The sequence below is a fragment of the Janthinobacterium tructae genome, assembly GCF_006517255.1.
GTDB classification, from domain to species: Bacteria; Pseudomonadota; Gammaproteobacteria; order Burkholderiales; family Burkholderiaceae_D; genus Janthinobacterium; species Janthinobacterium tructae.
The window spans coordinates 881,329-904,394 of sequence record NZ_CP041185.1; the positions used below are offsets into that span (position 1 = coordinate 881,329).

General features: G+C 61.9%; 20 protein-coding genes and 1 tRNA gene. 11 read left to right on the top strand and 10 right to left on the bottom strand.

The window, feature by feature from the left end:
- The gene (locus tag FJQ89_RS03845; protein WP_141169117.1) at positions 1-966 is read left to right on the top strand and encodes an NAD-dependent epimerase/dehydratase family protein; all 966 of its coding nucleotides are present in this window, start codon (positions 1-3) and stop codon (positions 964-966) included.
- Between the two features lie 47 nt (positions 967-1,013).
- Positions 1,014-2,414, top strand: coding sequence for an L-serine ammonia-lyase (locus FJQ89_RS03850; protein WP_141169118.1), 1,401 nt, complete (start codon positions 1,014-1,016; stop codon positions 2,412-2,414).
- Between the two features lie 165 nt (positions 2,415-2,579).
- Here the strand turns inward: FJQ89_RS03850 and FJQ89_RS03855 are convergent, their stop codons facing one another.
- The 3 genes from FJQ89_RS03855 to FJQ89_RS03865 form a co-directional block, all read right to left on the bottom strand.
- On the bottom strand, positions 2,580-3,320 hold the full coding sequence (locus FJQ89_RS03855; protein WP_168208355.1) for an AAA family ATPase: 741 nt from the start codon (positions 3,318-3,320) through the stop codon (positions 2,580-2,582).
- A gap of 94 nt (positions 3,321-3,414) precedes the next feature.
- The gene (locus FJQ89_RS03860) at positions 3,415-4,884 is read right to left on the bottom strand and encodes a hypothetical protein (RefSeq protein WP_141169120.1); all 1,470 of its coding nucleotides are present in this window, start codon (positions 4,882-4,884) and stop codon (positions 3,415-3,417) included.
- Positions 4,885-4,939: 55 nt separating this feature from the next.
- Positions 4,940-5,353 carry a hypothetical protein gene (locus tag FJQ89_RS03865; protein WP_141169121.1) on the bottom strand — a complete coding sequence of 138 codons (414 nt, stop codon included), beginning with the start codon at positions 5,351-5,353 and terminating at the stop codon, positions 4,940-4,942.
- Positions 5,354-5,572: 219 nt separating this feature from the next.
- Here FJQ89_RS03865 and thrC point away from each other — a divergent pair, with 219 nt between their 5' ends.
- Genes thrC through moaD form a run of 3 tightly spaced genes read left to right on the top strand, consistent with a single transcriptional unit; the run spans position 5,573 to position 8,554 of the window.
- Positions 5,573-7,069 (top strand): threonine synthase, encoded by a 1,497-nt coding sequence (thrC, locus tag FJQ89_RS03870; protein ID WP_141169122.1) that lies wholly within the window; start codon positions 5,573-5,575, stop codon positions 7,067-7,069.
- Positions 7,069-8,289, top strand: a complete 1,221-nt coding sequence (locus FJQ89_RS03875) for a molybdopterin molybdotransferase MoeA (RefSeq protein ID WP_141169123.1) — start codon at positions 7,069-7,071, stop codon at positions 8,287-8,289. Before thrC ends, FJQ89_RS03875 begins: the two co-directional genes overlap by 1 nt.
- Before the next feature lie 10 nt (positions 8,290-8,299).
- Complete coding sequence (gene moaD / locus FJQ89_RS03880; protein ID WP_141169124.1) at positions 8,300-8,554, top strand: molybdopterin converting factor subunit 1; 255 nt, start codon at positions 8,300-8,302, stop codon at positions 8,552-8,554.
- Positions 8,555-8,600: 46 nt separating this feature from the next.
- On the opposite strand, the gene FJQ89_RS03885 is transcribed toward moaD, so the two are convergent.
- Complete coding sequence (locus FJQ89_RS03885; protein ID WP_141169125.1) at positions 8,601-8,843, bottom strand: hypothetical protein; 243 nt, start codon at positions 8,841-8,843, stop codon at positions 8,601-8,603.
- Between the two features lie 155 nt (positions 8,844-8,998).
- On the opposite strand from FJQ89_RS03885, the gene FJQ89_RS03890 reads away from it, so the two are divergent.
- Complete coding sequence (locus FJQ89_RS03890) at positions 8,999-10,240, top strand: TIGR03862 family flavoprotein (protein ID WP_141169126.1); 1,242 nt, start codon at positions 8,999-9,001, stop codon at positions 10,238-10,240.
- Positions 10,241-10,386: 146 nt separating this feature from the next.
- On the opposite strand, the gene FJQ89_RS03895 is transcribed toward FJQ89_RS03890, so the two are convergent.
- From FJQ89_RS03895 to hpnC, 6 genes are all read right to left on the bottom strand, one after another.
- Complete coding sequence (locus tag FJQ89_RS03895) at positions 10,387-11,193, bottom strand: head GIN domain-containing protein (RefSeq protein WP_141169127.1); 807 nt, start codon at positions 11,191-11,193, stop codon at positions 10,387-10,389.
- 10 nt (positions 11,194-11,203) lie between these two features.
- Positions 11,204-11,995: a DUF1700 domain-containing protein gene (locus tag FJQ89_RS03900; RefSeq protein WP_243136405.1), complete on the bottom strand. Its 792-nt coding sequence runs from the start codon at positions 11,993-11,995 to the stop codon at positions 11,204-11,206.
- A gap of 28 nt (positions 11,996-12,023) precedes the next feature.
- The gene (locus tag FJQ89_RS27965; protein ID WP_168208356.1) at positions 12,024-12,179 is read right to left on the bottom strand and encodes a hypothetical protein; all 156 of its coding nucleotides are present in this window, start codon (positions 12,177-12,179) and stop codon (positions 12,024-12,026) included.
- Positions 12,180-12,303: 124 nt separating this feature from the next.
- On the bottom strand, positions 12,304-13,674 hold the full coding sequence (gene hpnE / locus FJQ89_RS03905; protein ID WP_341474475.1) for a hydroxysqualene dehydroxylase HpnE: 1,371 nt from the start codon (positions 13,672-13,674) through the stop codon (positions 12,304-12,306).
- Between the two features lie 7 nt (positions 13,675-13,681).
- Positions 13,682-14,515, bottom strand: a complete 834-nt coding sequence (gene hpnD / locus FJQ89_RS03910; protein WP_141172616.1) for a presqualene diphosphate synthase HpnD — start codon at positions 14,513-14,515, stop codon at positions 13,682-13,684.
- Positions 14,516-14,561: 46 nt separating this feature from the next.
- A complete protein-coding gene (gene hpnC / locus FJQ89_RS03915; RefSeq protein ID WP_141169129.1) occupies positions 14,562-15,443 on the bottom strand; it encodes a squalene synthase HpnC in 882 nt (293 codons plus the stop codon).
- Positions 15,444-15,733: 290 nt separating this feature from the next.
- Between hpnC and FJQ89_RS03920 the strand changes: the two genes are divergently transcribed.
- From FJQ89_RS03920 to clpP, 5 genes are all read left to right on the top strand, one after another.
- Complete coding sequence (locus tag FJQ89_RS03920) at positions 15,734-16,897, top strand: efflux RND transporter periplasmic adaptor subunit (RefSeq protein ID WP_141169130.1); 1,164 nt, start codon at positions 15,734-15,736, stop codon at positions 16,895-16,897.
- Positions 16,894-19,992 carry an efflux RND transporter permease subunit gene (locus FJQ89_RS03925; protein WP_141169131.1) on the top strand — a complete coding sequence of 1,033 codons (3,099 nt, stop codon included), beginning with the start codon at positions 16,894-16,896 and terminating at the stop codon, positions 19,990-19,992. Before FJQ89_RS03920 ends, FJQ89_RS03925 begins: the two co-directional genes overlap by 4 nt.
- Before the next feature lie 175 nt (positions 19,993-20,167).
- Positions 20,168-20,250 (top strand) — tRNA-Leu (locus FJQ89_RS03930).
- Positions 20,251-20,975: 725 nt separating this feature from the next.
- Positions 20,976-22,316: a trigger factor gene (gene tig / locus FJQ89_RS03935; protein WP_141169132.1), complete on the top strand. Its 1,341-nt coding sequence runs from the start codon at positions 20,976-20,978 to the stop codon at positions 22,314-22,316.
- Positions 22,317-22,401: 85 nt separating this feature from the next.
- The gene (clpP, locus tag FJQ89_RS03940) at positions 22,402-23,019 is read left to right on the top strand and encodes an ATP-dependent Clp endopeptidase proteolytic subunit ClpP (RefSeq protein ID WP_374106865.1); all 618 of its coding nucleotides are present in this window, start codon (positions 22,402-22,404) and stop codon (positions 23,017-23,019) included.
- Positions 23,020-23,066 lie beyond the last annotated feature (47 nt).

The following is a 23,066-nucleotide window of genomic DNA, read 5'->3' on the forward strand; positions in this document are numbered from 1 at the left end:
ATGGAACGCATCTTAGTCATTGGCGCAAACGGCCAAATCGGTAGTGAGTTGGTGGGCGCACTGGCGCAGCAGCACGGCGCGGACAACGTCATCGCCAGCGACATCGGCACGAATAACCTGTACCAGGCCAAACGCTACGCGCAATTGAATGTGCTGGACAAGGACGGCCTGGCGAAGCTCATCGCCGATGAAAACATCACCCAGGTGTACCAGCTGGCGGCCATGCTGTCGGCCACGGGCGAAGCGGCGCCATTGAAGGCGTGGAGCCTGAACATGGATGGCTTGCTCAATATCCTGGAACTGGCGCGCGAGCGGGGTGTAGCGGGCAAACCGCTGCGCATCTTCTGGCCATCGTCGATCGCCGCCTTCGGCCCGAACACGCCGCAAGTGAACACGCCGCAAATGACGGTGATGGACCCGACTTCGATGTACGGCATCAGCAAGCTGGCCGGCGAGCGCCTGTGCGAGTATTACTTCAACAAGTATGGCGTGGACGTGCGCAGCATCCGCTACCCGGGCATCATCAGCTACAAGTCGCCTCCGGGCGGCGGCACCACCGATTACGCCATCGCCATCTTCCATGCGGCCTTGCGCGGCGAGCGCTATGACTGCTTCCTCGATGCGACGACCACCTTGCCGATGATTTACATGCCCGATGCCATCCGCGCCACCATCGAACTGATGGACGCTCCCGTGTCGCAGATCAAGATCCGTTCGTCCTACAATGTGGCCGGCGTGTCGTTCAACCCGGAGCAACTGGCGAAAGCCATCGTGCACATGGTGCCGGACTTCAAGATCAGCTACAAGCCGGACAGCCGCCAGGCCATCGCCGACAGCTGGCCGCAAAGCCTGGACGACAGCAAGGCCAGCGCGGACTGGGGCTGGAAGGCGCAGATCGGCGTCGAGCAGATGGTCACCGACATGCTGGCCAATGTCGACGTGGGCCATGCCGCCAAGGCAGCCTGAGTCCCATACAAGCATTCATAAAAACATACTAATTAAAGAGACACTACATGGATATGAGCGTATTTGACCTGTTCAAGATCGGCATCGGGCCATCGAGTTCCCACACGGTGGGGCCGATGGCGGCGGCGCGGCGTTTTCTGGTCGAATACGGTCCGCTGGACCAGGTAGTGGGCGTCGAGGCGGCCCTGTATGGCTCGCTGGCGCTGACGGGCGTGGGCCATGCCACGGACAAGGCCGTCATTCTGGGCTTGATGGGCGAAACGCCGCAAGACGTGGCGCCCGATGCGGTCGATAGCAAGCTGGCCGCCATCGAGGCGGCCGGCGAAATCGCGCTGCTGGGCACGCACGTGGTGCCGTTTACGGCCGCCACGGGCCTGATCTGGCACAAGAGCGAATCCTTGCCCGAGCATCCGAACGGCATGCGTTTTACCCTGAAACTGGCCGATGGCAGCCGGGTGGACAAGGTGTATTACTCGATCGGCGGCGGTTTTATCCGCGAGGCGGGCGAGGCGCAGGCCGAAGCGGCGGTGGAATCGGCCGCCAGCGCGCGTGTCGTCTTCCCCTTCGACACCATGCAGCAGTTGCTGGCGCATGGCGTGGAAAGCGGCCTGTCGATCCCGGAAATGCTGCGCGCGAACGAGTGCGTCAAGCGCAGCGAGACGGAACTCAATGAAGGCCTGGACCGCATCTGGCACGTCATGCGCGACTGCATCGCGCACGGCCTGGAAACGACGGGCAACCTGCCGGGTGGTTTGAACGTCAAGCGCCGCGCCGCCAAGTTATGGCGCTTGGCGCAGGAGGCGAAGGCGTCGGACAACCGCGCCAACGACTTGCCGCACGACGCGGTGCATCTGGTCAGCCTGTACGCGATGGCCGTCAACGAAGAAAACGCGGCCGGCGGCCGTGTGGTGACGGCGCCAACCAACGGCGCCGCCGGTATCATCCCGGCCGTGCTGCGCTACTATGCGCAGGATTGCCGCCCCAGCGATCCTGTCGGCGGCGTGCGCCGCTTCATGCTGACGGCAGCGGCCATCGGCATGCTGTGCAAACGCAATGCCTCGATCTCGGGCGCCGAAGTGGGCTGCCAGGGCGAAGTGGGCGTGGCCTGCGCCATGGCGGCGGCCGGCCTGGTGGCGGCCCTGGGCGGCACGAATGAACAGATCGAAAACGCGGCCGAAATCGGCATCGAGCACCACCTGGGCATGACCTGCGACCCCATTGGCGGCCTGGTGCAGATTCCCTGCATCGAGCGCAATGGCATGGGCGCCGTAAAAGCCATCACGGCCGCCTCGCTGGCGCTGAAGGGCGACGGCACGCACTTCGTCAGCCTCGACGAAGTCATTGAAACCATGCGCCAGACGGGCGCGGACATGCAGGACAAGTACAAGGAAACCTCGCTGGGCGGGCTGGCAGTTCACGTGATTACGGTGAACCACGCCGCTTGCTGATGCGCTGGCGGTGGCGTCGGATTACGCGCGCAGCGCTCCCGACCTACGCCATGACGCAAGCAACGTAGATCGGCGTGGGTCGGCGTAGGTCGGCTTAGCCCGCAGGGCGTAAGCCGACATCACCAAGGAAGCAAGCCAACATCACCAAGGAAGCAAGCCACCACCTCACTCCTCCTCGAACAGCTGCTCCAGCCTTCTCGGGTAGTTGTTCAGGAAATCGCGCGTCACGGCATAGTGTTCCGTATCTTCATACGCCACTTCGTGGATGCCGCCGCCTGTAAACATCAAAATCTTTGCGTTTGGATAGGCGAGTAAAATAGGCGAATGCGTGGCGATGATCAGCTGCGAGTCGTCCTGCACCAGCTGGTGGATCACCGATAATGCCGCCATCTGGCGGCTGGGCGAGAGGGCTGCCTCGGGCTCGTCCAGCAGATACAGTCCCTTGCCCCGCAGCTTGTTGATCAGGGTTGCCATGAACGCTTCGCCGTGCGATTGCGCGTGCAGCGACTTGCCGCCGTAGCTGCGAAGGTACTCGGGCATGTCGTCCATGTAGGTGGCGACATTGAAAAAGCTCTCGGCGCGCAGGAAATAGCTGTCGTCGGGTTTCTTGTAGCTTTTGCTCAGGCGCAGATGCGCATGCAAACCCGATTCCTCATCCGACGGCAGGGCGATGCGCACATTGCGCGTGCCGCCGTCCTTGCCGAAGCCCAGCCCCACGGCCAGCGCTTCGAGCATGGTCGACTTGCCGCTGCCGTTCTCGCCCACGAAAAACGTCACATCGGGGTGGAAGTCCATGTGCACGAAGTCGCGGATGGCGGGGATGGTGAACGGATAGTGGTCCAGGTCGACGACGGCGTCGTGGCGCAGCGCGGCGCTTTGCAGATACGGTTTTTTACTCAGCGACATGGCCGGTTCCATGAATGGCCCGGAAGCGGGCCGACAAACACCAGTGTGGCGCAAATCAGGCGCACGCGCCAGCACGGGCGCCTGATTTTTTGACTTAAAGCTCGCGCATGCAATCGCCGAAGTACTCGTGGTAAAAGGCGGTAGGCCTGTTATCCTTGTCGAGCAGGCCGAAATGACGGCCGACCTGGCGTCCGACCGTCATCAGGGTGCCGGCAGCACTTTTCGTTCCCGCATAGCCTTTTTTCAGTAGCCAGGCTGTGCGCACCGGAGCCGACATATCCGCTGTGCGTCCAACCAGCAAAGCGTCGACCAGACAAATTCGTTCCCGCTCGGCGCTCTCCACATAAGGCTCCGCGCTGCCCACCGCGGCATACAGTCCGCTCTTGCCACCGGCCAAAACTTCATTCAGACGCTCTTCGCTGCTGCCAAACAGATCAAATTCGCCCGCGGAGTATGGAAAGCAGTAGGCATTGGCGGTTTTTACCGCAGCACCCTGAGTCCTGGTGTACCACCTGGCAAAAGTGGCAAGATCGTCTTTTTCCTGGCCACGGCGGAACTGTGCGTACAGAGGGAGGACTTTTTCAAAAGAACAGCCAGTCGGTACCCAGCCAAATTGCGGCACCTCGTCTTCCTCGACCGGCGCTGCGACGGCCACCGCTTCCGGGACACGTGTCGCAGCAAAACACCGCAAGTCATACCCCAGCATGAACAAACACGCTTCGAAGGCATGGCAGCGGGCGGCCATGTCGGCGCTGTCCGCCTTGAACCAGTCGCATTGTTCCAGCACGGCGCGCAGGATCCAGCCCAGCCTGACCTGCCATTGCGCCCAGTCCTGGCACGACACGGCCTTGCCGAAGAATTGCGGTGCACCGGCAAAGCCGCTGTCGATCCCCTTGGGATTACGGATTTGCTTGCCGCGCGCGGCGCCCGAAGGGAAGGCCAGCCAGTGTTTTTTTGCCAGCTTCTTGCCCGTCTGGCTGCGGTATTGCGCGTACAGCATGGCCATGGCGGCGCCCACGCGGCTGTCGTAGATGGGCGAGCCGCTGTCATCAAACAGGGCGTGGATCTTGGTCAGGCCCGCGTCGAAGCGTTCCACGCTGTCGGTATCGAGCGCATCGAGCGAAGCGTCCGAGTCGAGCGACATCAATGGCGCCAGGCGCGTGAAGTAGGCGACCAGGCGGCCTTGTGCGTGCAGGCGCTTGAGGAAGACGATGGCGCCGCGCACGCCGCCCCATTCGAGGATGGCCAGGCAGGCGGCCAGCGCCTGGTCTTCATCCTGCCGCGCGATGGCGTCTTTCAGCCAGCCGCGCAGCATGGCCAGCGAGGCGCGCGTCTCGTGCCAGTTGCCCGAGACGACAGCCTTGCCTTGCGCATCGGTCCAGCGCGTGCTCCACATATAGTGGCCCAGCACCGCTTCCAGCCCCGTCGTCTGCACGTCCAGGCCGCCCGGCACGAAGCGGCTGCGCGCCATCTTCAGGTGAAAGGGCTTGACTGGCAGTTCGGCCGCCAGCCAGTCGATAAAGCCCCGTACATCGTCCTGCTTGAGAAAATCGTCACGCTTCATGTGGCCTTCCTGTTCATTGCTGTGTTGTTAAAGTGGGGTAAAAACGGAGCCCGACCTACAGATCTTGCGCCCAGCGGTCCCAGAAGCCGGGTTCGTCATGGGCCGCGTTCTGCATGGCGAGATCGAGGGTGAGCAGGTAGAAGCGCACGCCCGCATGGCGCATGCTGCCGTCCGCATGCTCGAGGTAGTCCCGCAGTTGGCAATACGCGGGCAGCATTTCGTCATACGGCAGCTCGAAGCAGATCTGGCCGCGCCACGACGAAAAGCCCGACAGTTCGGCATAGGGACCGCAAGGCTGCCAGGCGATCGCCTGCGCGTCAAACCAGTCGAGCATGCTGGTGCGCACGGCATCGTCGTCATGGCGGTAGAGGCGCGACTCTTCGTAGCTTTTCGGGTGAAACTCCAGGTACAGCACGGCACGCTGGCGCTTGCGTGCGATGGCGTCGATATGGTCGATGAGCTGTGGCATGGTCGTCGTGGGCGGGCTGGCGTGCCCGGCTAGTCTGTAAAGCGGCCATGATACAGTTGCCGTGCGACAAGGTGTGTCGTTTGACAACAGACGCGCCCTGCGCCGGGCGGGTGCTGCCCGGGCAAACGCGACGGATTCGCCTTGGGGCGCGGCTGGCACTATAATATCCGCTGCCATTCATGATCAACCGCACTCAGCTCAACTGGACTCTTCAAATCTATGCATTACGTGTCTACCCGCGCTGATAAAGCGCCATCGCAATCGCAACAAGCATCTTTGCAGCAATTCTCCGACATCCTCCTGGGCGGCCTGGCCCCCGATGGCGGACTGTATCTTCCAGAACACTACCCGCAAGTCACTGGTGCCGAGCTCAACGCCTGGCGCACATTGTCGTATGCCGACCTGGCATTCGAAATCCTGAAGAAGTTCGCCACCGATATCCCGGCCGCGGACCTGAAGGCACTGACGGCGAAAACCTATACCAAGGCAGTCTACAAGAACGCCCGTGCCGGCGAAAACGCGGCCGACATCACGCCGCTGCGCGTGCTCGAAGAAAACCTCGTCAAGGGCGGATCGACCACCCTGATGCTGCAAGCGCTGTCGAACGGCCCGACCCTGGCCTTCAAGGACATGGCCATGCAGCTGCTGGGCAACCTGTTCGAATACACCCTGGCCAAGACGGGCGCCGAACTCAATATCTTCGGCGCCACCTCGGGCGACACGGGCAGCGCGGCCGAATACGCGATGCGCGGCAAGAAGGGCATCCGCGTCTTCATGCTGTCGCCGCACAAGAAAATGAGCGCCTTCCAGACGGCGCAGATGTTCAGCCTGCAAGACCCGAACATTGTTAACATCGCCGTCGAAGGCGTGTTCGACGACTGCCAGGATATGGTGAAAGCCGTGTCGAACGACTTGCCGTTCAAGGCGAAGCAGAAGATTGGCACCGTCAATTCCATCAACTGGGCGCGTGTCGTGGCGCAGGTGGTGTACTACTTCCGCGGCTACCTGGCGGCGACCACCAGCAATGAGCAAAAAGTGTCGTTCACGGTGCCGTCTGGCAACTTTGGCAATATCTGCGCCGGCCATATCGCCCGCATGATGGGCTTGCCGATCTCGAAACTGGTGGCGGCCACGAATGAAAATGACGTGCTCGACGAATTCTTCCGCACGGGCGTCTACCGCGTGCGCAAGTCCGCCGAGACCTATCATACGAGCAGCCCGTCGATGGATATTTCGAAAGCGTCGAACTTCGAGCGCTTCGTGTACGACCTGGTGGGCCGCGACAGCGAGCGCGTGCGCGCACTGTTCACGAAAGTGGAAACGCACGGCGGCTTCGACCTGTCCGGCAAGCCTGGCAGCGATGGCGACGAATTCAAGCTGGTGGCCAAATACGGCTTCAAGTCGGGCAAGTCCACGCACCAGGACCGCCTCGACACCATCCGCGACGTGGCCGATGACTACGGCATCACCATCGACACGCATACGGCCGACGGCATCAAGGTGGCGCGCGAGCACCTGGAACCGAATGTGCCGATGATCGTGCTGGAAACGGCGCTGGCTGCCAAGTTCAACGAAACCATCCTGGAAGCGCTGGGCGTGGACGCCGAGCGCCCGGCCGGCTTCGAGAACATCGAAGACTTGCCGCAAAAGTTCGTCGTGATGGATGCCGACGTCGAGAAAATGAAGGCGTACATCGCCGCCAATACGGGCTTGTGATGAGCGATCCGACTGCACCACGCATGCTTTCGGTGGCCGAGGCGCAAGCCTTCATGCTGGGCGCGGCGCGTCCGGTGGCCGAAGTCGAGCTGGTCGACACCATGCGCGCCAACGGCCGCGTGCTGGCCACGGCGCAGACGTCGACCCTGAACGTGCCCGAGCGCGACAACACGCAGATGGATGGCTATGCCGTGCGCGCCAGTGACTGCGCCAGCGGCGCGGCCATCCTGCCCGTGTCGCAGCGCATCGCGGCCGGCCACGTGGGCCTGCCATTGCAGCCGGGGACGGCGGCGCGCATCTTTACCGGCGCGCTGCTGCCGGACGGCGCCGATTGCGTGGTGATGCAGGAGCAGTGCACCTTGCTGGACGGCGTGGTGACGGTGAACCACGTGCCGCATGCGGGCGAATGGGTGCGCCGCCAGGGCGAGGATATCCGCGCCGGCGGCGTTATCCTCGGTGCGGGCCGGCGCCTGCGCAGCCAGGAAATGGGCCTGGCTGCCTCCGTGGGCCTGGCGCAAGTCCCCGTGCTGCGCAAGCTGCGGGTCGCCGTCTTCTTCACGGGCGACGAGCTGGCCATGCCGGGGCAGCCATTGGCGCCGGGCGCCGTCTACAACTCGAACCGGTTTACCCTGCGGGGACTGCTGGAAAATCTCGGTTGCGAGATCACGGACCTGGGCATCGTGCCAGACAGCCTGGAAGCGACAAAAACTGTGCTGCGCCAGGCGGCCCAGGGCAATGATCTGATCATCACCTCGGGCGGCGTGTCGGTGGGCGAGGAAGACCATATCAAGCCGGCCGTGGAAGCGGAAGGGCGCTTGAACATGTGGCAGATCGCCGTCAAGCCGGGCAAACCGCTGGCGTTTGGCGAAGTGCAGGAGGCCTTCTTTATCGGCTTGCCCGGCAATCCCGTGTCCAGCTTTGTCACCTTCCTGCTGTTCGTGCGTCCGTTCATTTTGCGCCTGCAAGGCGTGACGGGCAAGCTGGCGCCGCGCAGCTACCAGCTGCCGGCCGCGTTCGAACGCCTGAAGGCGGACAAGCGCAACGAGTTCTTGCGCGCCAAGGTCAATGACGACGGCGAGCTGGAACTGTTTGCCAACCAAAGCTCGGGCGTGCTGACCTCCACCGTGTGGGGCGACGGCTTGATCGATTGCCCGCCGGGGCTGTCGATCGCGCGCGGCGACATGCTGCGTTTTATCCCGTTTAACGAATTGCTGTACTAAGGAAGTATCGATGAAGATCAATCTGCGTTTTTTCGCCAGCGTGCGCGAGCTGGTGGGCACGGGCCAGGAAGTGCTGGAAGTGGCCGCGCCGCTGACGGTGGGCGAGGTAAGAACCCTGCTGATCGCCCGTGGCGGCAACTGGGAATACGCGCTGGCGCAGGGCCGCGCGCTGCGCATGGCGCATAACCAGGTGATGTGCGATGCCGATACCGCGATTGCGGAAGGCGACGAGGTGGCATTCTTCCCACCCGTGACGGGCGGCTGATCCCGCTTCCCAGTGAGACGGCCACTTCATCGAAGTGGCCGTTTTTTCATGACGACTTGGTTTTTGGTTTGCTGGCCGTGGTATCGCTGCAGGTGGCGCAGGCGATGGCTTTCTTGTAGCGCCAGTATTTCGAGCCGATGAAGATGGCCGACGCCACCAGCGACCAGGCCAGCGCGCTGAGGATGTCGGCGTTGCTGGTGGTGCCCTTGCTGTATTCGACCACCGTCAGGATGATGAATAAAATCGAACTGGCCAGCAAATAACGGGAAATCCAGAATCCTGCACCCATGTGTTTCTCCTCTTGTCGTCGCGTTGTCTGGTGAAGTCAAAGTACTGAGCGCTGCAGCATGTCCGCGCAGTATGCATCATTTTTCGGCATTCTTGCCATCTCCGGGTCTTATCTCGACTAAAATGCCGGGGTTTTCACCGTCTTTCCAGCTTGCCATGACCCATTCCAGTTCCCCTCCGTTTCACATCGCCGTCATCGGCGGCGGCCCCGCCGGCCTGATGGCCGCCCAGGCGGCTGCCGACCAGGGGGCGCAGGTGGAATTGTTCGACGCCATGCCGTCCGTCGGCCGCAAATTCCTGCTGGCAGGGCGCGGCGGCATGAATATCACGCACGCGGAAGGCTACCAGGCCTTCGTCACGCGCTACGCCAGGCAAGCGCACCGGGTGAAACCGGCGCTGGACCAGTTCGGCCCGCAAAAGGTGCGCGACTGGGTGCACGGCTTGGGCGTGGAGACCTTCGTCGGCTCCTCGAACCGCGTCTTCCCGACCGATATGAAGGCCGCGCCTTTGCTGCGCGCCTGGCTGCACCGCCTGCGCGAAGCGGGCGTGCAATTTCACATGCGCCACCGCTGGACGGGCTGGCACGATGGCCAGCTGGCGTTTGCCACGCCGGACGGCGAACGCCTGCGCTCCTTCGACGCCGTGATCCTGGCGCTCGGTGGCGGCAGCTGGGCGCGACTGGGTTCCGACGGCGCCTGGGTGCCGCTGCTGCAGGGGCAGGGCGTGGCCGTGGCAGCGCTGGCGCCGGCCAATTGCGGCTTCGACGTGGACTGGAGCGAACATTTCAGCAGCCGTTACGCGGGCGAGCACCTGGCCACGCTGGCCATCACGGCGCATGACCTCGATGGCTTGACGGTCAAGCGCCAGGGACAGTGCGTCATCACGGCGGGCGGCATCGAAGGCGGCCTGATTTATGCGCTGTCGGCCGCGCTGCGCGAGCAGATCGCGCGTGACGGCCACACCACCATCTGGCTGGACCTGGCGCCCGATCACAGTCATGCACGCGTGTTCGAGGAAGTCACGCGCCCGCGTGGCGCCCGCTCCATGTCCAGCCACCTGCAAAGCCGGCTGGGCATCAAGGGCGTGAAATCGGGCTTGCTGCGAGAATGCCTGGGCGCGGCCGACTTTGCCGACGAAGCCAGGCTGGCTGCCGCCATCAAGCTGCTGCCCGTCACCTTGCAGCGCCCGCGTCCCATCGATGAAGCCATCAGCAGCGCCGGCGGGGTGGCCTTCGACGGCGTCGACGGCAGCATGCTGCGCGCCATGCCGGGCGTGTTTGTTGCCGGTGAAATGCTGGACTGGGAAGCGCCCACGGGGGGCTACCTGCTGACGGCCTGCCTGGCGCAAGGCAAGGCGGCCGGCGAGCAGGCGGTCAGTTGGCTGGAAGGGAATTCTTGAAATTACTGATCGTTAGCGCCACGACGCTGTTCACAATCGTAGCGAGCGGCTCCGAGTTGTGGCTGAGAAGCGCAGCTGTACTCTAGTACAGCGAGCATCGCCGGCCGCAAATCGCGCCGCGCAGTAGATTGTGAACTGCGTCATCATTAATGCCAGATAATATCGCCTGACCCGCTTTTCTGCGCATCGCGCTGGCGCGGGTTGCCGTGGATGTGGATGTCGCCGCTGCCGCGCAAGGTCAGGTTGGCGGCGTCGCGCACGAAGACGGTGCTCGTGCCGGAGCCTTGCAGGCTGACGCTGGCCTTGTCGGCCGCCAGGTGCTCGGCATCGATATCGCCTGAGCCGCTCAGGTCGGCGCGCAGGAATTTCGTGTTGCCGCTGGCGGCGATGCGCCCGGAACCCACCATTTCCAGCACCACGCTGTCGCTGTTGCCGGCATTGATGTCGAGGTCGCCACTGCCGTTGACGGTGGCTTGTACCTGCTTGTAGCGTCCCGTGAAGCTGACGTCGCCCGAACCCGTCAATTCCAGGATGAAACTGTCGCCGGAAAATCCCGTGATCTTGCTGTCGCCATTGCCGTGCACTTCCAAGCGCGCGAGCGATGGCAGCACCAGTTCCACCTGCAGTGGCTGGCGATGGTGGAACAACATGCCTTTCGGGCCGATATGCAGGGTAGTGCCATCGGCCGTGGTGTCGACATTCGACAGCAGACGCTGTTCGCCGCTGACCTTCATCGATGGCGTGGCGCCGCGGCGCAGCACCAGGTCGATGGGCCCGGCCAGGTCGATGCTATTGATGTTGGCGGAAATGGGGCGCGTTTCGCTGCGCACGGCGCGGCCGGCAGCGCTGCTGGGATTGCTGATTCCCTTGGCGCGCAGCGCCGCATACGACATGGCGATCAGGACTATGGCCAGCAAGAGCATGGACAGGCCAACTTTGAGCAAGCGTTTCATGGCAGCCTTTCTAGTGACCTTTGAGCAGGGAGACATTCATGGCGATGTAGCGTTTGATACCGATCAAGGTATAGCGCGTGACCACCAGACTGAGCAGGAAGATGGCGATACCGCCGAGTAGCATGCCCACGCCGAAGACGGTTTGCGTGGTGCGCGCATCGCGGTCCATGTCGGTGGAGATGCGGATGCCGCCGCCGGCCAGCGCTTCGGCCCGCTCCATCATGCGCGATGAAACGCCCGGCCCCTGGGGTTCGGCTGGTTCACGCTGCAAGGGGCCGGGCACGTGGTCGATTTCGATGCCCGTGTCGCCGATGGTGATGCGCGTTTCGCGCCGCTCGCCGCCTTCGCCGCCGTCATCGTCATGGATGAAGACGTGGCGCAGCGGGCCATCGAGCACCAGTTCGTTGGCGCCGGACAAGCCGCTGGCCGTGATGGCGATGCCGGCCAGGTAAAAACTCAGGCCGACGGCATACAGGGTAGCCAGCAGGGCCGCGTAGACGGCGGCAGGCACGACCATGAACAGGTTAAAGATGGCCAGGCCCACCAGCGAGACGAGCAGGCGCAGCAGGTTGACGGGGGTTTTCTTCTGTTCGAAGGCCTGGCGGTGCGTGCTGCTGCGCAAGGTGAGGGCGATTTTTTTCGGCTCGCCCAGGTCCTCGGCGATTTCGTGCTCGCTGCGGCCGGCCGCAGCGCCTTCGATGAAGGTCTGTTCGTAATAATCGAGCGTCTTGGCCACCAGGTCCGGTGGCAAGCCTGCCAGCGCGCGCCGCAGCGCGTCCAGATAATCTTGTTTGTTCATCATATTCTTCCTGTGCGTCCGCTTTGCCGCTTCAGCCCATGGCCGGCAGCAGCATGCTTGCCTGGCTCAGCATCAGTGGTGCTTGTGGCGTTTGCTGTCCGTGAATGACGATCAGGGTGGCCAGTGCCACACAAGCGAGCAGCGCCAGGGCTTTCAAGCTATTTTTCAAGTGCAAGGTGGTGTGCATGGTATTCCCCGTGGCATGGCCGTTGTCGATGATCAGACTGTACCCAAGCGCGGCCTAGCGCACCAGCGCGGTGCGATAGAATGCAATTTCGCGGGGGCGAGCGACACCAGGGCAGGATGCAGCGTCAAGTCTGTTGTGACGCCTTGCCCGTGTTCAGCATCCTGGCCGCCGCCACGCCGCTGCGCACGGCCGCCTCGATGGTGGCCGGATAGTCTTGCTTCCGGTCAGCATTGGCCGTGTAGTCGCCCGCCAGCAGCAAGCCCGGCACGCCGCTGGAGTTGTCGGGACGCAATAAATCGGGCGTGCAGGCAAAGGTGGCGCGCTTTTCCGTGATCAACTGGGTCCAGACGGGCTGCGCCAGTTCCGGACGCTGCAATACTTGCACCAGTTGTGCCGCGATCGCTTGCGCCAGCGGACCATGGCCTTGCTCGGCGGCAGGGCCGGAGGCGCTGATGACGACCGCCAGCAAGCCTGCCTGGCTGGCGTCAAGCTGGCCCCGGTCGAAGACGAACTGGCCCCAGTGCTGCTGCTCCGGCGCATCGACGAGCGCGTAAAATGGCAAGTCCAGGCGCACGCTGGCGTCGTACTGCAGGTAGCAGGTGCTGATGGCTTCCGGCGTGAACGCCTGCATACGACTGATGACGTCGGCGAGGCGTGCGTCGTGCAAGTCTTGCAGCAGGCTGGCGGCCTGCACGGATGAGGTGGCGACGATCACGCCATCAAAGCTTTCCCCGTCATCGACGCCGTCATCGAGTCTCCAACGGCCATCGGGCAAGGCGTGCAAGGCAGACACCTTGGCGCCCGTGCGCACTGCGCCGCCATGCTGTTCCACATAGCGGGCAGCCGCCTCGGGCAACAGGGCGCTCAGGTTCGCCTTCGGGATCAGCATGTCGGAGGCGCGCCGGCGGCTCGCCCCCAGGCTGTCGCGCAGCACGTTGAGGAAGACGCGGGCCGAGGCCCGCTCGGGCGGGGTATTCAGCGCCGCCAGGCACAGCGGGTGCCACATCAGCCGGTTCAAACGATCCGTCTGGTCGAAGCGCTGCAGCAACTCGGTCACCGAGCAATCGTTGTACAACTGCCAGCCCATCGTCCGCATGGCGGTGGAAAAGCGCATCAGGGCCAGCTTGTCGGCGCGCTGCAAACCTTTGGCGCGCAGCAGGGCCCACGCCAGGTGCAACGGCGCGGGCAGGCGCGGCGCGATGAAATCCATGCCTTCGGTGCCGGCCGGGTAGCGCATCTGCAGGGGCAGGGTGAGGATCAGTTCGCTGGGGTCTTGGCCCGCGAGCTTGATCAGGCGCAAGGTTTCCGTGTAGGCGCCCAGCAAGATATGCTGGCCGTTGTCGAGTACAGTACTTTCCCGTTCGACGCGGCGCGCGCGCCCGCCCAGGGTGCGCGCCGCCTCGAAGACGGTGACGGCATGGCCGGCGCGCGCCAGTTCCATGGCCGCCGCGCAGCCCGCCCAGCCGGCGCCGATCACGGCGTAGCGTTGCTTCACGCTACTGTCAGCCACGAACCCAGGTCTTCCAGGCCAGCCACAGTTTGCGGATCGGCGTGAGCGAGATGCGCTGGTTCAGTACGTGATAGCCATCGCGCTCGACTTCGTTGAGCACGGTGCGGTAGATGGCGGCCATGATCAGGCCTGGGCGCTGGGCGCGGCGGTCTTCCGCCGGCAGCAGGGCGAACGCTTCGTCATACGCCTTTTGCGCGCGCGCCACCTGGAAGCGCATGAGGTTTTCAAAGTTCTCACTGTGGCGCGCGTTCAGCAAATCGGCCGCCGTCACATTGAACTGCTGCAATTCGCTGATCGGCAGGTAGATGCGCCCCTTGCGCGCATCTTCGCCCACGTCGCGGATGATATTGGTCAGCTGGAAGGCATGGCCCAGTTTTTCCGCGTAGAGCAGCGTTTCCGGGCGGGTCGCGCCGAAGATGCTGGCCGACAAGATGCCCACCACGCTGGCCACATGCCAGCAATAGCGGCTCATGGCCTGGTAATCGAGGTAGCGGGTCTGGTTCAAGTCCATTTCCATGCCGTCGATGATGGCCTGCAAATGCTTTTCTTCCAATTTATACACGGCCAGGTGCGGCTCCAGCGCGCGCATCACGGGATGCGTGGGGATGCCCTCGTACATGGCCTTGACTTCCTTGCGCCACCAGACCAGCTTGGTGCGTGCCACGGCTTCGTCCGTGCAGTCATCGACCGTGTCATCGACTTCGCGGCAGAAGGCGTACAGGGCGGTGATGGCCTTGCGGCGTTCGGCCGGCAGGAACAGGAAGCTGTAGTAGAAGCTGGAGCCGCTCTGGGCGGCCTTTTGTTGGCAGTATTCGTCGGGAGACATAGTCAAAAGAGCAAGGGTTGCAGATCGAAGCCGCTATTCTATCGTCTTACAGAGTGGGCGACGGGGGAAAAGCCGTTTTTACTTGCGTCTCTTGATGCAGGCTTTTGCGCGACATGCGCAGCGCGCGCCAGAAAATGATCAGCCAGTCGCGCTTTTCCAGTTTCGGGCGGCGCCGGAACACGTCGTAATTGACCGCTTCGATGGCTTCGAGGATGCGCAAGCCCCCTTGCACCACGAGACGCAGTTCCCAGCCGATGCGCCCGCGCAAACGCAGGGCCAAGGGCGCGCCGGACAGCATCAGGGCGCGCGTGCGGGCCACTTCGAAGCGCATCAGGGCGCTCCACTTGCCGTGCGCCTCGGGCCGCTCGAAGGCGGCGGCGGAGACGGCAAAGCGGCTCAGGTCTTCCATCGGCAGGTAGATGCGCTCTTTTTGCTGGTCGATGGCGACGTCTTGCAGGAAATTAATTAGTTGCAAAGCTGAACATATGGCATCGGAATCGCGTACATTCTGTTCATCGGCCGCGCCGTACAGGTGCAGCATCAGCAGCCCCACGGGGTTGGCGGAACGGGCGCAGTAATCGAGCACGTCGTCGTAGCTGGCGTAGCGCGTCGTTTGCACATCCTGCTTGAAGGCCGACAATAAATCGTGGAATGGCTTCAGCGGCAACTGGTGTTTGGCGATGACGGCGGCCAGGCGTTCGAACATGGCGGCGTTCTCGCCAGCATGGCCTTCGTGGCGCTCGATGCGGCCCAGCGCCTCTTCGTAGGCGTGCAGGGAGGCCAGGCGTTCGGCCGGCGTGGCGTCGCCTTCATCGGCCAGGTCGTCGGCGCTGCGCGCGAAGGCATAGATGGCTTCGACGGCGGGCACCAGGCGGCGCGGCAGTAAAAATGATGCAACAGGAAAATTTTCGTAATGGTCTACAGGCATTGAACACGCTTCTCTAGTCTTGCGTTTGTCCGGCACCCCTCAAACGCTGGAATGTGGCCGGACGTTGTACGTCTCAAGATTAATGACGCAAAAGTCACTAAAAACTTTTACGCACGATTATAATTAATAACCAGAAAGTCATTAGGGGAAGTCACTCCCAGCCATGATCAAGCTGATATTGTCACAAATTTAAGGATGTCGCGTGCGAAAAAATTTGGCTTATCCCAATCGGCAAGCAAAAAGTTTCTCCGCATAAAAATATTACAGCCCGCATAGTAAAGGAAAATATCTTGTTTGCCCTGAAAACCCTGCGCCGCGAGACCGGCGCACCCGCACTGCCCGCCCTGCGGCTGATTGCCGCCGCCGCCCTGGCGCTGACCCTGGCGGCCTGTTCCAAGCCCGCCGTCAAAGTGGAAGACGTGCGCCCCGTGCGCGCGATGGTATTGTCTAGCAGTAATGTTGATGTGAGTGCCGAGCTGGCGGGCGAGGTCGTACCCCGCGTGGTGTCGCAGCTGGGTTTCCGCGTGGGCGGCAAGATTGTCGCGCGCAAGGTCGAGGTGGGCGCCAGCGTGAAAAAGGGGCAAGTGCTGATGCAGCTTGATCCCGTCGACTTGCAGCTGTCGCAGGCCCAGGCCAAGGCGTCGCTGGTCAGCGCGGAAACGAGCCGCGACCTGGCGCGCGCCGAACTGAAGCGCTACCAGGATTTGCGCGAGAAAAATTTCGTCAGCCAGGCCGTGCTCGATGGAAAAAATGCCACCTACAAGGCGGCGCAGGCGAACGTGGAAGCGGCGCAAGCCCTGTACCGTGGCCAGGCCAACCAGTCCGGCTATGCCAGCTTGCTGGCCGACGTCGATGGCGTCGTCACGCGCATCGAGGCCGAAGTGGGGCAGGTGGTGGCGCCCGGTGCGCCCGTGGTGGAGGTGGCCAAGAGCGGCGAGAAGGAAGTCGTGATCGGCATTCCCGAAGACAAGGTCGAGACCTTGCGCGGCGTCAAGGATGTGGTGGTGCGCCTGTGGGCCGACCCGAAGCAGGCGCTGCCGGGCAAGATACGTGTCGTGTCGCCCGTGGCCGATGCCGCCACGCGCACCTACCTGGCCAAGGTCAGCATCCCGGACGCGCCGCAAGCGCGCCTGGGCATGACGGCCGTGGTGCAGTTCGCTTCGCAGACGGCCACGCCGCAAATCAAGGTGCCGCTGACGGCCCTGTTCAATGAAAAGTCGCAAAGCTCCGTCTGGGTGGTGGAAAACGGCGCCGTGAAGCTGGTGCCGGTGACGGTGGGTGGCGTGGCGGGCAATGATTTGCTGCTGACCTCGGGCGTGAAAGCGGGCCAGACGGTGGTCACGGCCGGCGTCAACCTGCTCAAGCCTGGGCAGAAAGTGACCATTCTCGGCGCCGAACTGGCCAGTAAACCCGATGTCGCCGCAGCCGCCGTCAGCGTGGGGGCCGTCAAATGAAGGGCGGTTTCAATCTGTCGCGCTGGGCCCTCGAACACATCCCGCTGACGCGCTACCTGATGGCCGTGCTGCTGATCGGCGGCATGCTTAGCTATGCCAGCCTGGGCCAGGATGAAGATCCCCCGTTCACCTTCCGCGCCATGGTCTTGCAAGCGTACTGGCCCGGCGCCACGGCACTGCAGATGGCCGAGCAGGTGACGGACAAGCTGGAAAAGAAGCTGCAGGAAACGCCGTACATCAATGAAATCACCAGTTATTCGAAGCCCGGCGAAACCTTGATCTTGCTGGAGCTGCGCGAATCGGCGCCGCCCAAGGAAACGGCGGCCGCCTGGTACCAGGTGCGCAAGAAGATCGGCGACATCAAGGGCACCTTGCCGGCCGGCGTGGTGGGCCCGTTCTTCAATGACGAGTTCGGCGACACGTACGGCTCCATCTTTGCCCTGTCCGGCGATGGTTTTACCTATGCCGAAATGAAGGATTACGCGGACAAGGTGCGCCAGGAACTGCTGGCCGTGGGCCAGGTATCGAAGGTGGAACTGTTTGGCGTGCAGGATGAAAAGATCAATATCATCTTTTCGCACAAGAAATTTGCCCAGCTGGGCATTCCTTTTGACGCCATCGTGCAGCAATTGTCCGAGCAAAACAGCATCAACGCCACGGGCGTGCTGGTGACGCCGACGGATAATCTGCAAGTGCGCGTAACGGGCGCCATGGTGACCGTCAAGGATCTGGAAAACCTGGAGCTGCGCGCCAACGGCACCACCTTCCGCCTCGGCGACTTTGCCACCGTGAAACGCGAATTCGTCGATCCGCCGAAGGACAAGATGCGTTTCAACGGCAAGGAAGTGATCGGCCTGGGCGTATCGATGGAAAAGGGCGGCAACATCATCGACATGGGCAAGGCCTTGCAGGCCACGGTGACGCGCATGAAGAGCGAATTGCCGGTCGGTATAGAGTTGCAGCGCGTGTCGAACCAGCCGGAAGCCGTGTCCGCCTCCGTGGGCGAGTTCGTGCATACCCTGATCGAAGCCATTCTGATCGTGCTGGCCGTCAGCTTCGTCGCGCTGGGCTTGCATACAAAACCGCTGCGCATCGACGTGCGGCCGGGCCTGGTGGTGGCGCTGACCATCCCGCTGGTGCTGGCCGTGACGTTCCTGTTCATGCGCCTGCTCGACATCGACTTGCACAAGATATCGCTGGGCGCCCTGATTATCGCGCTGGGCTTGCTGGTCGATGACGCCATCATTGCCGTCGAGATGATGGTGCGCAAGATGGAAGAGGGCATGTCGCGCTTCGACGCGGCCACGTTTGCCTACACCTCGACGGCCATGCCCATGCTGACGGGCACATTGATTACGGTGGCGGGCTTTTTGCCCATCGGCCTGGCCAAGTCGGCCGCCGGCGAATACACGTTCTCCCTGTTCTCCGTGAATGCGCTGGCCCTGATCATTTCCTGGGTGGTGGCCGTCGTCTTCACGCCCTACATCGGCTACGTCTTGCTGAAAGTGAAGCCGCACGCGCATAACGACCATGAATTGTTCGATACGCCAAACTTCCGCCGCTTCCGCCGCGCCGTCACCTGGTGCGTGGAATGGCGCAAGACAACGATAGCGGCCACTCTGGCCATCTTTGCGCTGGGCATTTATGGTTTCAATTTTATCGAAAAGCAATTCTTCCCCGATTCCAGCCGTCCTGAACTGATGGTGGAACTGTGGTCGCCCGAAGGCACGACCTTTGCCGCGAATGAAAAGCAGGTGAAGAAATTCGAAGCCTTTGTGGGCAAGCTCGACGGTGTGGACAGCGTCACCAGCTATGTGGGCACGGGCAGTCCCCGTTTCTACCTGCCGCTGGATCAGATCTTCCCGCAGACCAATGTGTCGCAAGTGGTGATCCTGCCGAAGAGCCTGGCGGATCGCGAGCAGCTGCGCCAGAAGATCATCGATGTCTTCAAGAAGGATTTCCCGGAAGTGCGGGGCAGGGTAAAACTGTTGCCGAACGGACCACCGGTGCCGTATCCCGTGCAATTCCGTGTCACGGGGCCGGAAGTGGCGGGTGTGCGCGCCATCGCCGACCAGGTCAAGGACATCATGCGCGCCAATCCGAACACTCTGGGCGTCAATGACAACTGGAATGAGTCGGTGAAAGTGCTGCGCCTGGACCTGGACCAGGACAAGATGCGCGCGCTGGGCGTCACCTCGAAAACCGTGATGCAGGCGGCCAATACGATACTCTCGGGCACCGTCATCGGCCAGTTCCGCGAAGACAACAAGCTGATCGATATCCAGGTGCGCCAGCCGCTGGAGGAGCGGGCGACGATATCCGTGCTGAATGACACGAATATTCCGACGGCAACAGGCAAGTCCGTGCCCATCTCGCAGCTGGCCCGCGTGCATTTCGTGTGGGAACCGGGCGTGGTCTGGCGCGACAAGCGCGAATGGGCCATTACCGTGCAGTCGGACGTGGTCGACGGCATCCAGGGCGCGACAGTCTCGACGCAGCTGGCGCCGCAGCTCGACGCTTTACGGGCCAAGATGCCGGACGGCTACCGCATCACCGTGAAAGGCGTGGCGGCCGACAGCGGCGAGGCGGAAGCGTCGATTGCGACCAATCTGCCGCTGGCCATCTTCATCATCTTCACCTTGCTGATGCTGCAGCTGCACAGTTTCTCGCGTTCCTTGCTGGTGTTCCTGACGGGGCCGCTGGGCGTGGCGGGCGCTGCCTTTGCCTTGCTGGCGCTGGGCCGGCCACTTGGTTTTGTGGCCAACCTGGGCATCATCGCGCTGTTCGGCATGATCATCCGCAATTCGGTGATCCTGGTCGACCAGATCGAGCAAGACATCAACGATGGCTCGGCGCCATGGGATGCCATCATCGACTCGGCCGTGCGCCGCTGCCGCCCCATCGTACTGACGGCTGCCGCCGCCGCGCTGGCCATGATTCCCCTGTCGCGCTCCGTCTTCTGGGGGCCGATGGCCGTCGCCATCATGGGCGGCCTGATCCTGGCGACGGCGTTAACTTTACTGTTCCTGCCGGCTCTGTATGCGGCCTGGTTCCGGGTCAAGAAGCCGGTGGCGGTGACCGCAAAAGAGGGCTAGAAATCGGCATCAAGGTGTTGGCGTAAAAAAGGCGGCATTCCTCTGGGAAATCCAGTAGAATGCCGCCTTTGCTTTGCCGAGGGCTTGCTCTATCAGTCCACGGTAGCCAGATCGTTCCCGAGTTGTTAAAATCAGGGGCGCAAGCTGTGGCAAATAGCACAAAGTAGTACCAAATGCGGATGTGGTGGAATTGGTAGACACGCTGGTCTTAGAAGCCAGTGCTTCGGCTTGGGAGTTCGAGTCTCCCCATCCGCACCAATCCGGGTTGTTCCAGCCCGGAGGTGCAGCACCATCAAGTTGTTCTTTAGCCTCGTTGCAGGCATCTTTCTTGTTTTTCCTGTTGCTATTGCTGTATTTGCGTCATTCGTGATGCCTTTGTTCGCGCTATTTTTTGCCAGAGATCGGGCGGCAGGGCAGGGGCAGGGCGGAGATTTTGCTGAAAAATGGCCAAATTGAGGTAAATCAAAGGTTTTTTGACTGAAATCTTCGTCAAGAGCGCATTTCTTTGTTTCGGACGGAGCGACAGTTCGCATATACTAATGAACGAAGCAGGCTGGAAAGCCTGTCTCGGGCGAAATAAGAAAAGCCGGGGCAAGAGTAAAGACAGGGCAATCCAGGCTGTGGCGATTCATTCGCCGCCGCTGGCATCCTCTGTGGCCGGGCTGCAAAGCCAGCCACTTTCCCGAAGTCCTTTGTTATAATGCCACGCTTTACCGAATGATGGCCGGCCTTGCATTTACCTGGAAGCAAGGCTGGACGCTCGGAGCCCTGTCGCAGTACTGGAAGCGGCGGATTGTTTGGTGCCTGGTGCGGGTTTTTCCCTCAGCCGGGTAGACCAGGTCCATCGTCCTGTTTTCAGTACTTTTACAGATGAATATGCGAGCGAGTGAAGCTGGACCCATGTCTTGCCGCCAGTGATGGCGCAAGGGGTCGGGTCTTCTTTTCTCGCACCAACAGTGTTTATTTTTTGGACGATTTTTTACATGGCAACTGCAGTCGAAACCTTGGGCAAACTCGAACGTCGTATCACGATCTCCTTCCCGCTGACGGACGTCCGCACGGAAGTTGAGAAGCGCCTGAAAGTGCAAGCCCGTACGGCTAAGGCACCGGGCTTCCGTCCGGGCAAAGTGCCGTTGAAAATGGTCGCAGCACAATACGGCTACCAAATTGAATCCGAAGTGCTGAACGACAAAGTCGGCCGCGCGTTCAACGACGCCGCCAACGAAAACAATCTGCGCGTGGCCGGTTTCCCGAACATCGTGCCAAAAGAAGAAGCAGCCGAAGGCCAGCTGGCTTTCGATGCAACCTTCGAAGTGTATCCGGAAGTCGTTATCGGCGACCTGACGGCCGTTGAAATCGAAACCGTGCAAGCCGAAGTGTCGGAAGCCGAAATCGACAAGACCCTCGATATCCTGCGCAAGCAGCGCGTGCACTTCCACACCAAGGGCGAAGCTGGCGAACACGGCGACGGCGGTGAGCCGATCGCTGCCAACGGCGACCGCGTGACCGTCGACTTCGTCGGTGCTATCGACGGCGTTGAATTCCCAGGCGGCAAAGCTGAAGGCTACGCTTTCGTGCTGGGCGAAGGCCGCATGCTGCCAGAATTCGAAGCAGCGACCCTGGGCCTGAAAGTGGGCGAGTCCAAGACTTTCCCATTGTCGTTCCCTGAGGATTACCATGGCAAGGACGTGGCCGGCAAAACCGCCTCGTTCACCATCACCCTGCAAAAGCTGGAATGGGCGCACCTGCCGGAAGTCGATGCCGAATTCGCAAAGTCCCTGGGCGTTGCCGATGGCGACCTGGCCAAAATGCGCGAAGACATCAAAGTCAACCTGCAGCGCGAAGTCGCTGGCCGCGTAAAAGCACGCAACAAGGAAGCCGTCATGGACGCGCTGATCAAAGTTGCTGAGCTGGACGTGCCAAAAACCCTGATCGCTCAAGATTCCGAGCGCCTGGCCGAAATGACGCGTCAAGACATGGCGCAGCGCGGCATGAACGTCAAGGACGTGCCTTTCCCAGCAGAACTGTTCGCAGAAAAAGCCGAGCGTCGCGTACGCCTGGGCCTGATCCTGTCGCAACTGGTAGGCGACAACAACCTGCAGGCGACGCCTGAGCAAGTCAAGGCGCAAATCGAAGATTTCGCCCAAAGCTACGAAGATCCACGCGAAGTGCTGAAGTACTACTACAGCGACCGTCGTCGTCTGGGTGAGATCGAAGCCCTTGTATTGGAAGAAAACGTCGTCACTTACGTGTTGGGCCTGTCGAAAGTCACGACGAAAGCAGTTGCTTTCGACGAACTGATGGGAAGCAACGCACAAGCGTAAACCAGTTGGTATCCGGACACCGCTCCCGGCCGCAAGGCCGAGGCGGCGCCCTCTAACTGCTTCACAAGGAAATGAAATGACAGGTATGAACCGTAATCCGGCGCTGGACACAGAGATGCTCGGCCTGGTGCCGATGGTGGTGGAACAAAGCGGTCGCGGCGAGCGCTCGTATGATATTTACTCGCGCCTGCTGAAGGAACGCTTGATTTTCATGGTCGGCCCGGTCAATGATCAGATGGCCAACCTGGTTGTCGCCCAGCTGCTGTTCCTGGAAAGCGAAAATCCGGAAAAGGAAATCTCGCTCTACATCAACTCGCCAGGTGGTTCGGTCTCGGCCGGCATGGCCATCTACGACACCATGCAGTTCATCAAGCCGGACGTCTCGACCCTGTGCACGGGCATGGCTGCTTCGATGGGCGCTTTCCTGCTGGCCGCTGGCGCCAAGGGCAAGCGTTTCTCGTTGCCGAACTCGCGCATCATGATTCACCAGCCGTCCGGTGGTTCGCAAGGCATGGCATCCGACATCGAGATCCAGGCAAAGGAAATCCTTTACCTGCGCACCCGCTTGAACGGCATCATGGCCGAGCGCACGGGCCAGTCGATCGAACAGATCGCCAAGGACACCGACCGCGACCGTTTCATGTCCGCCGACGAGGCCGTTGAGTATGGTTTGATCGACAAAGTGTTGACCAGCCGCGCTTGATGAGCCCCTACCGGTATTGCTAAGTACGTAAGTTAACGCCCGGGCGA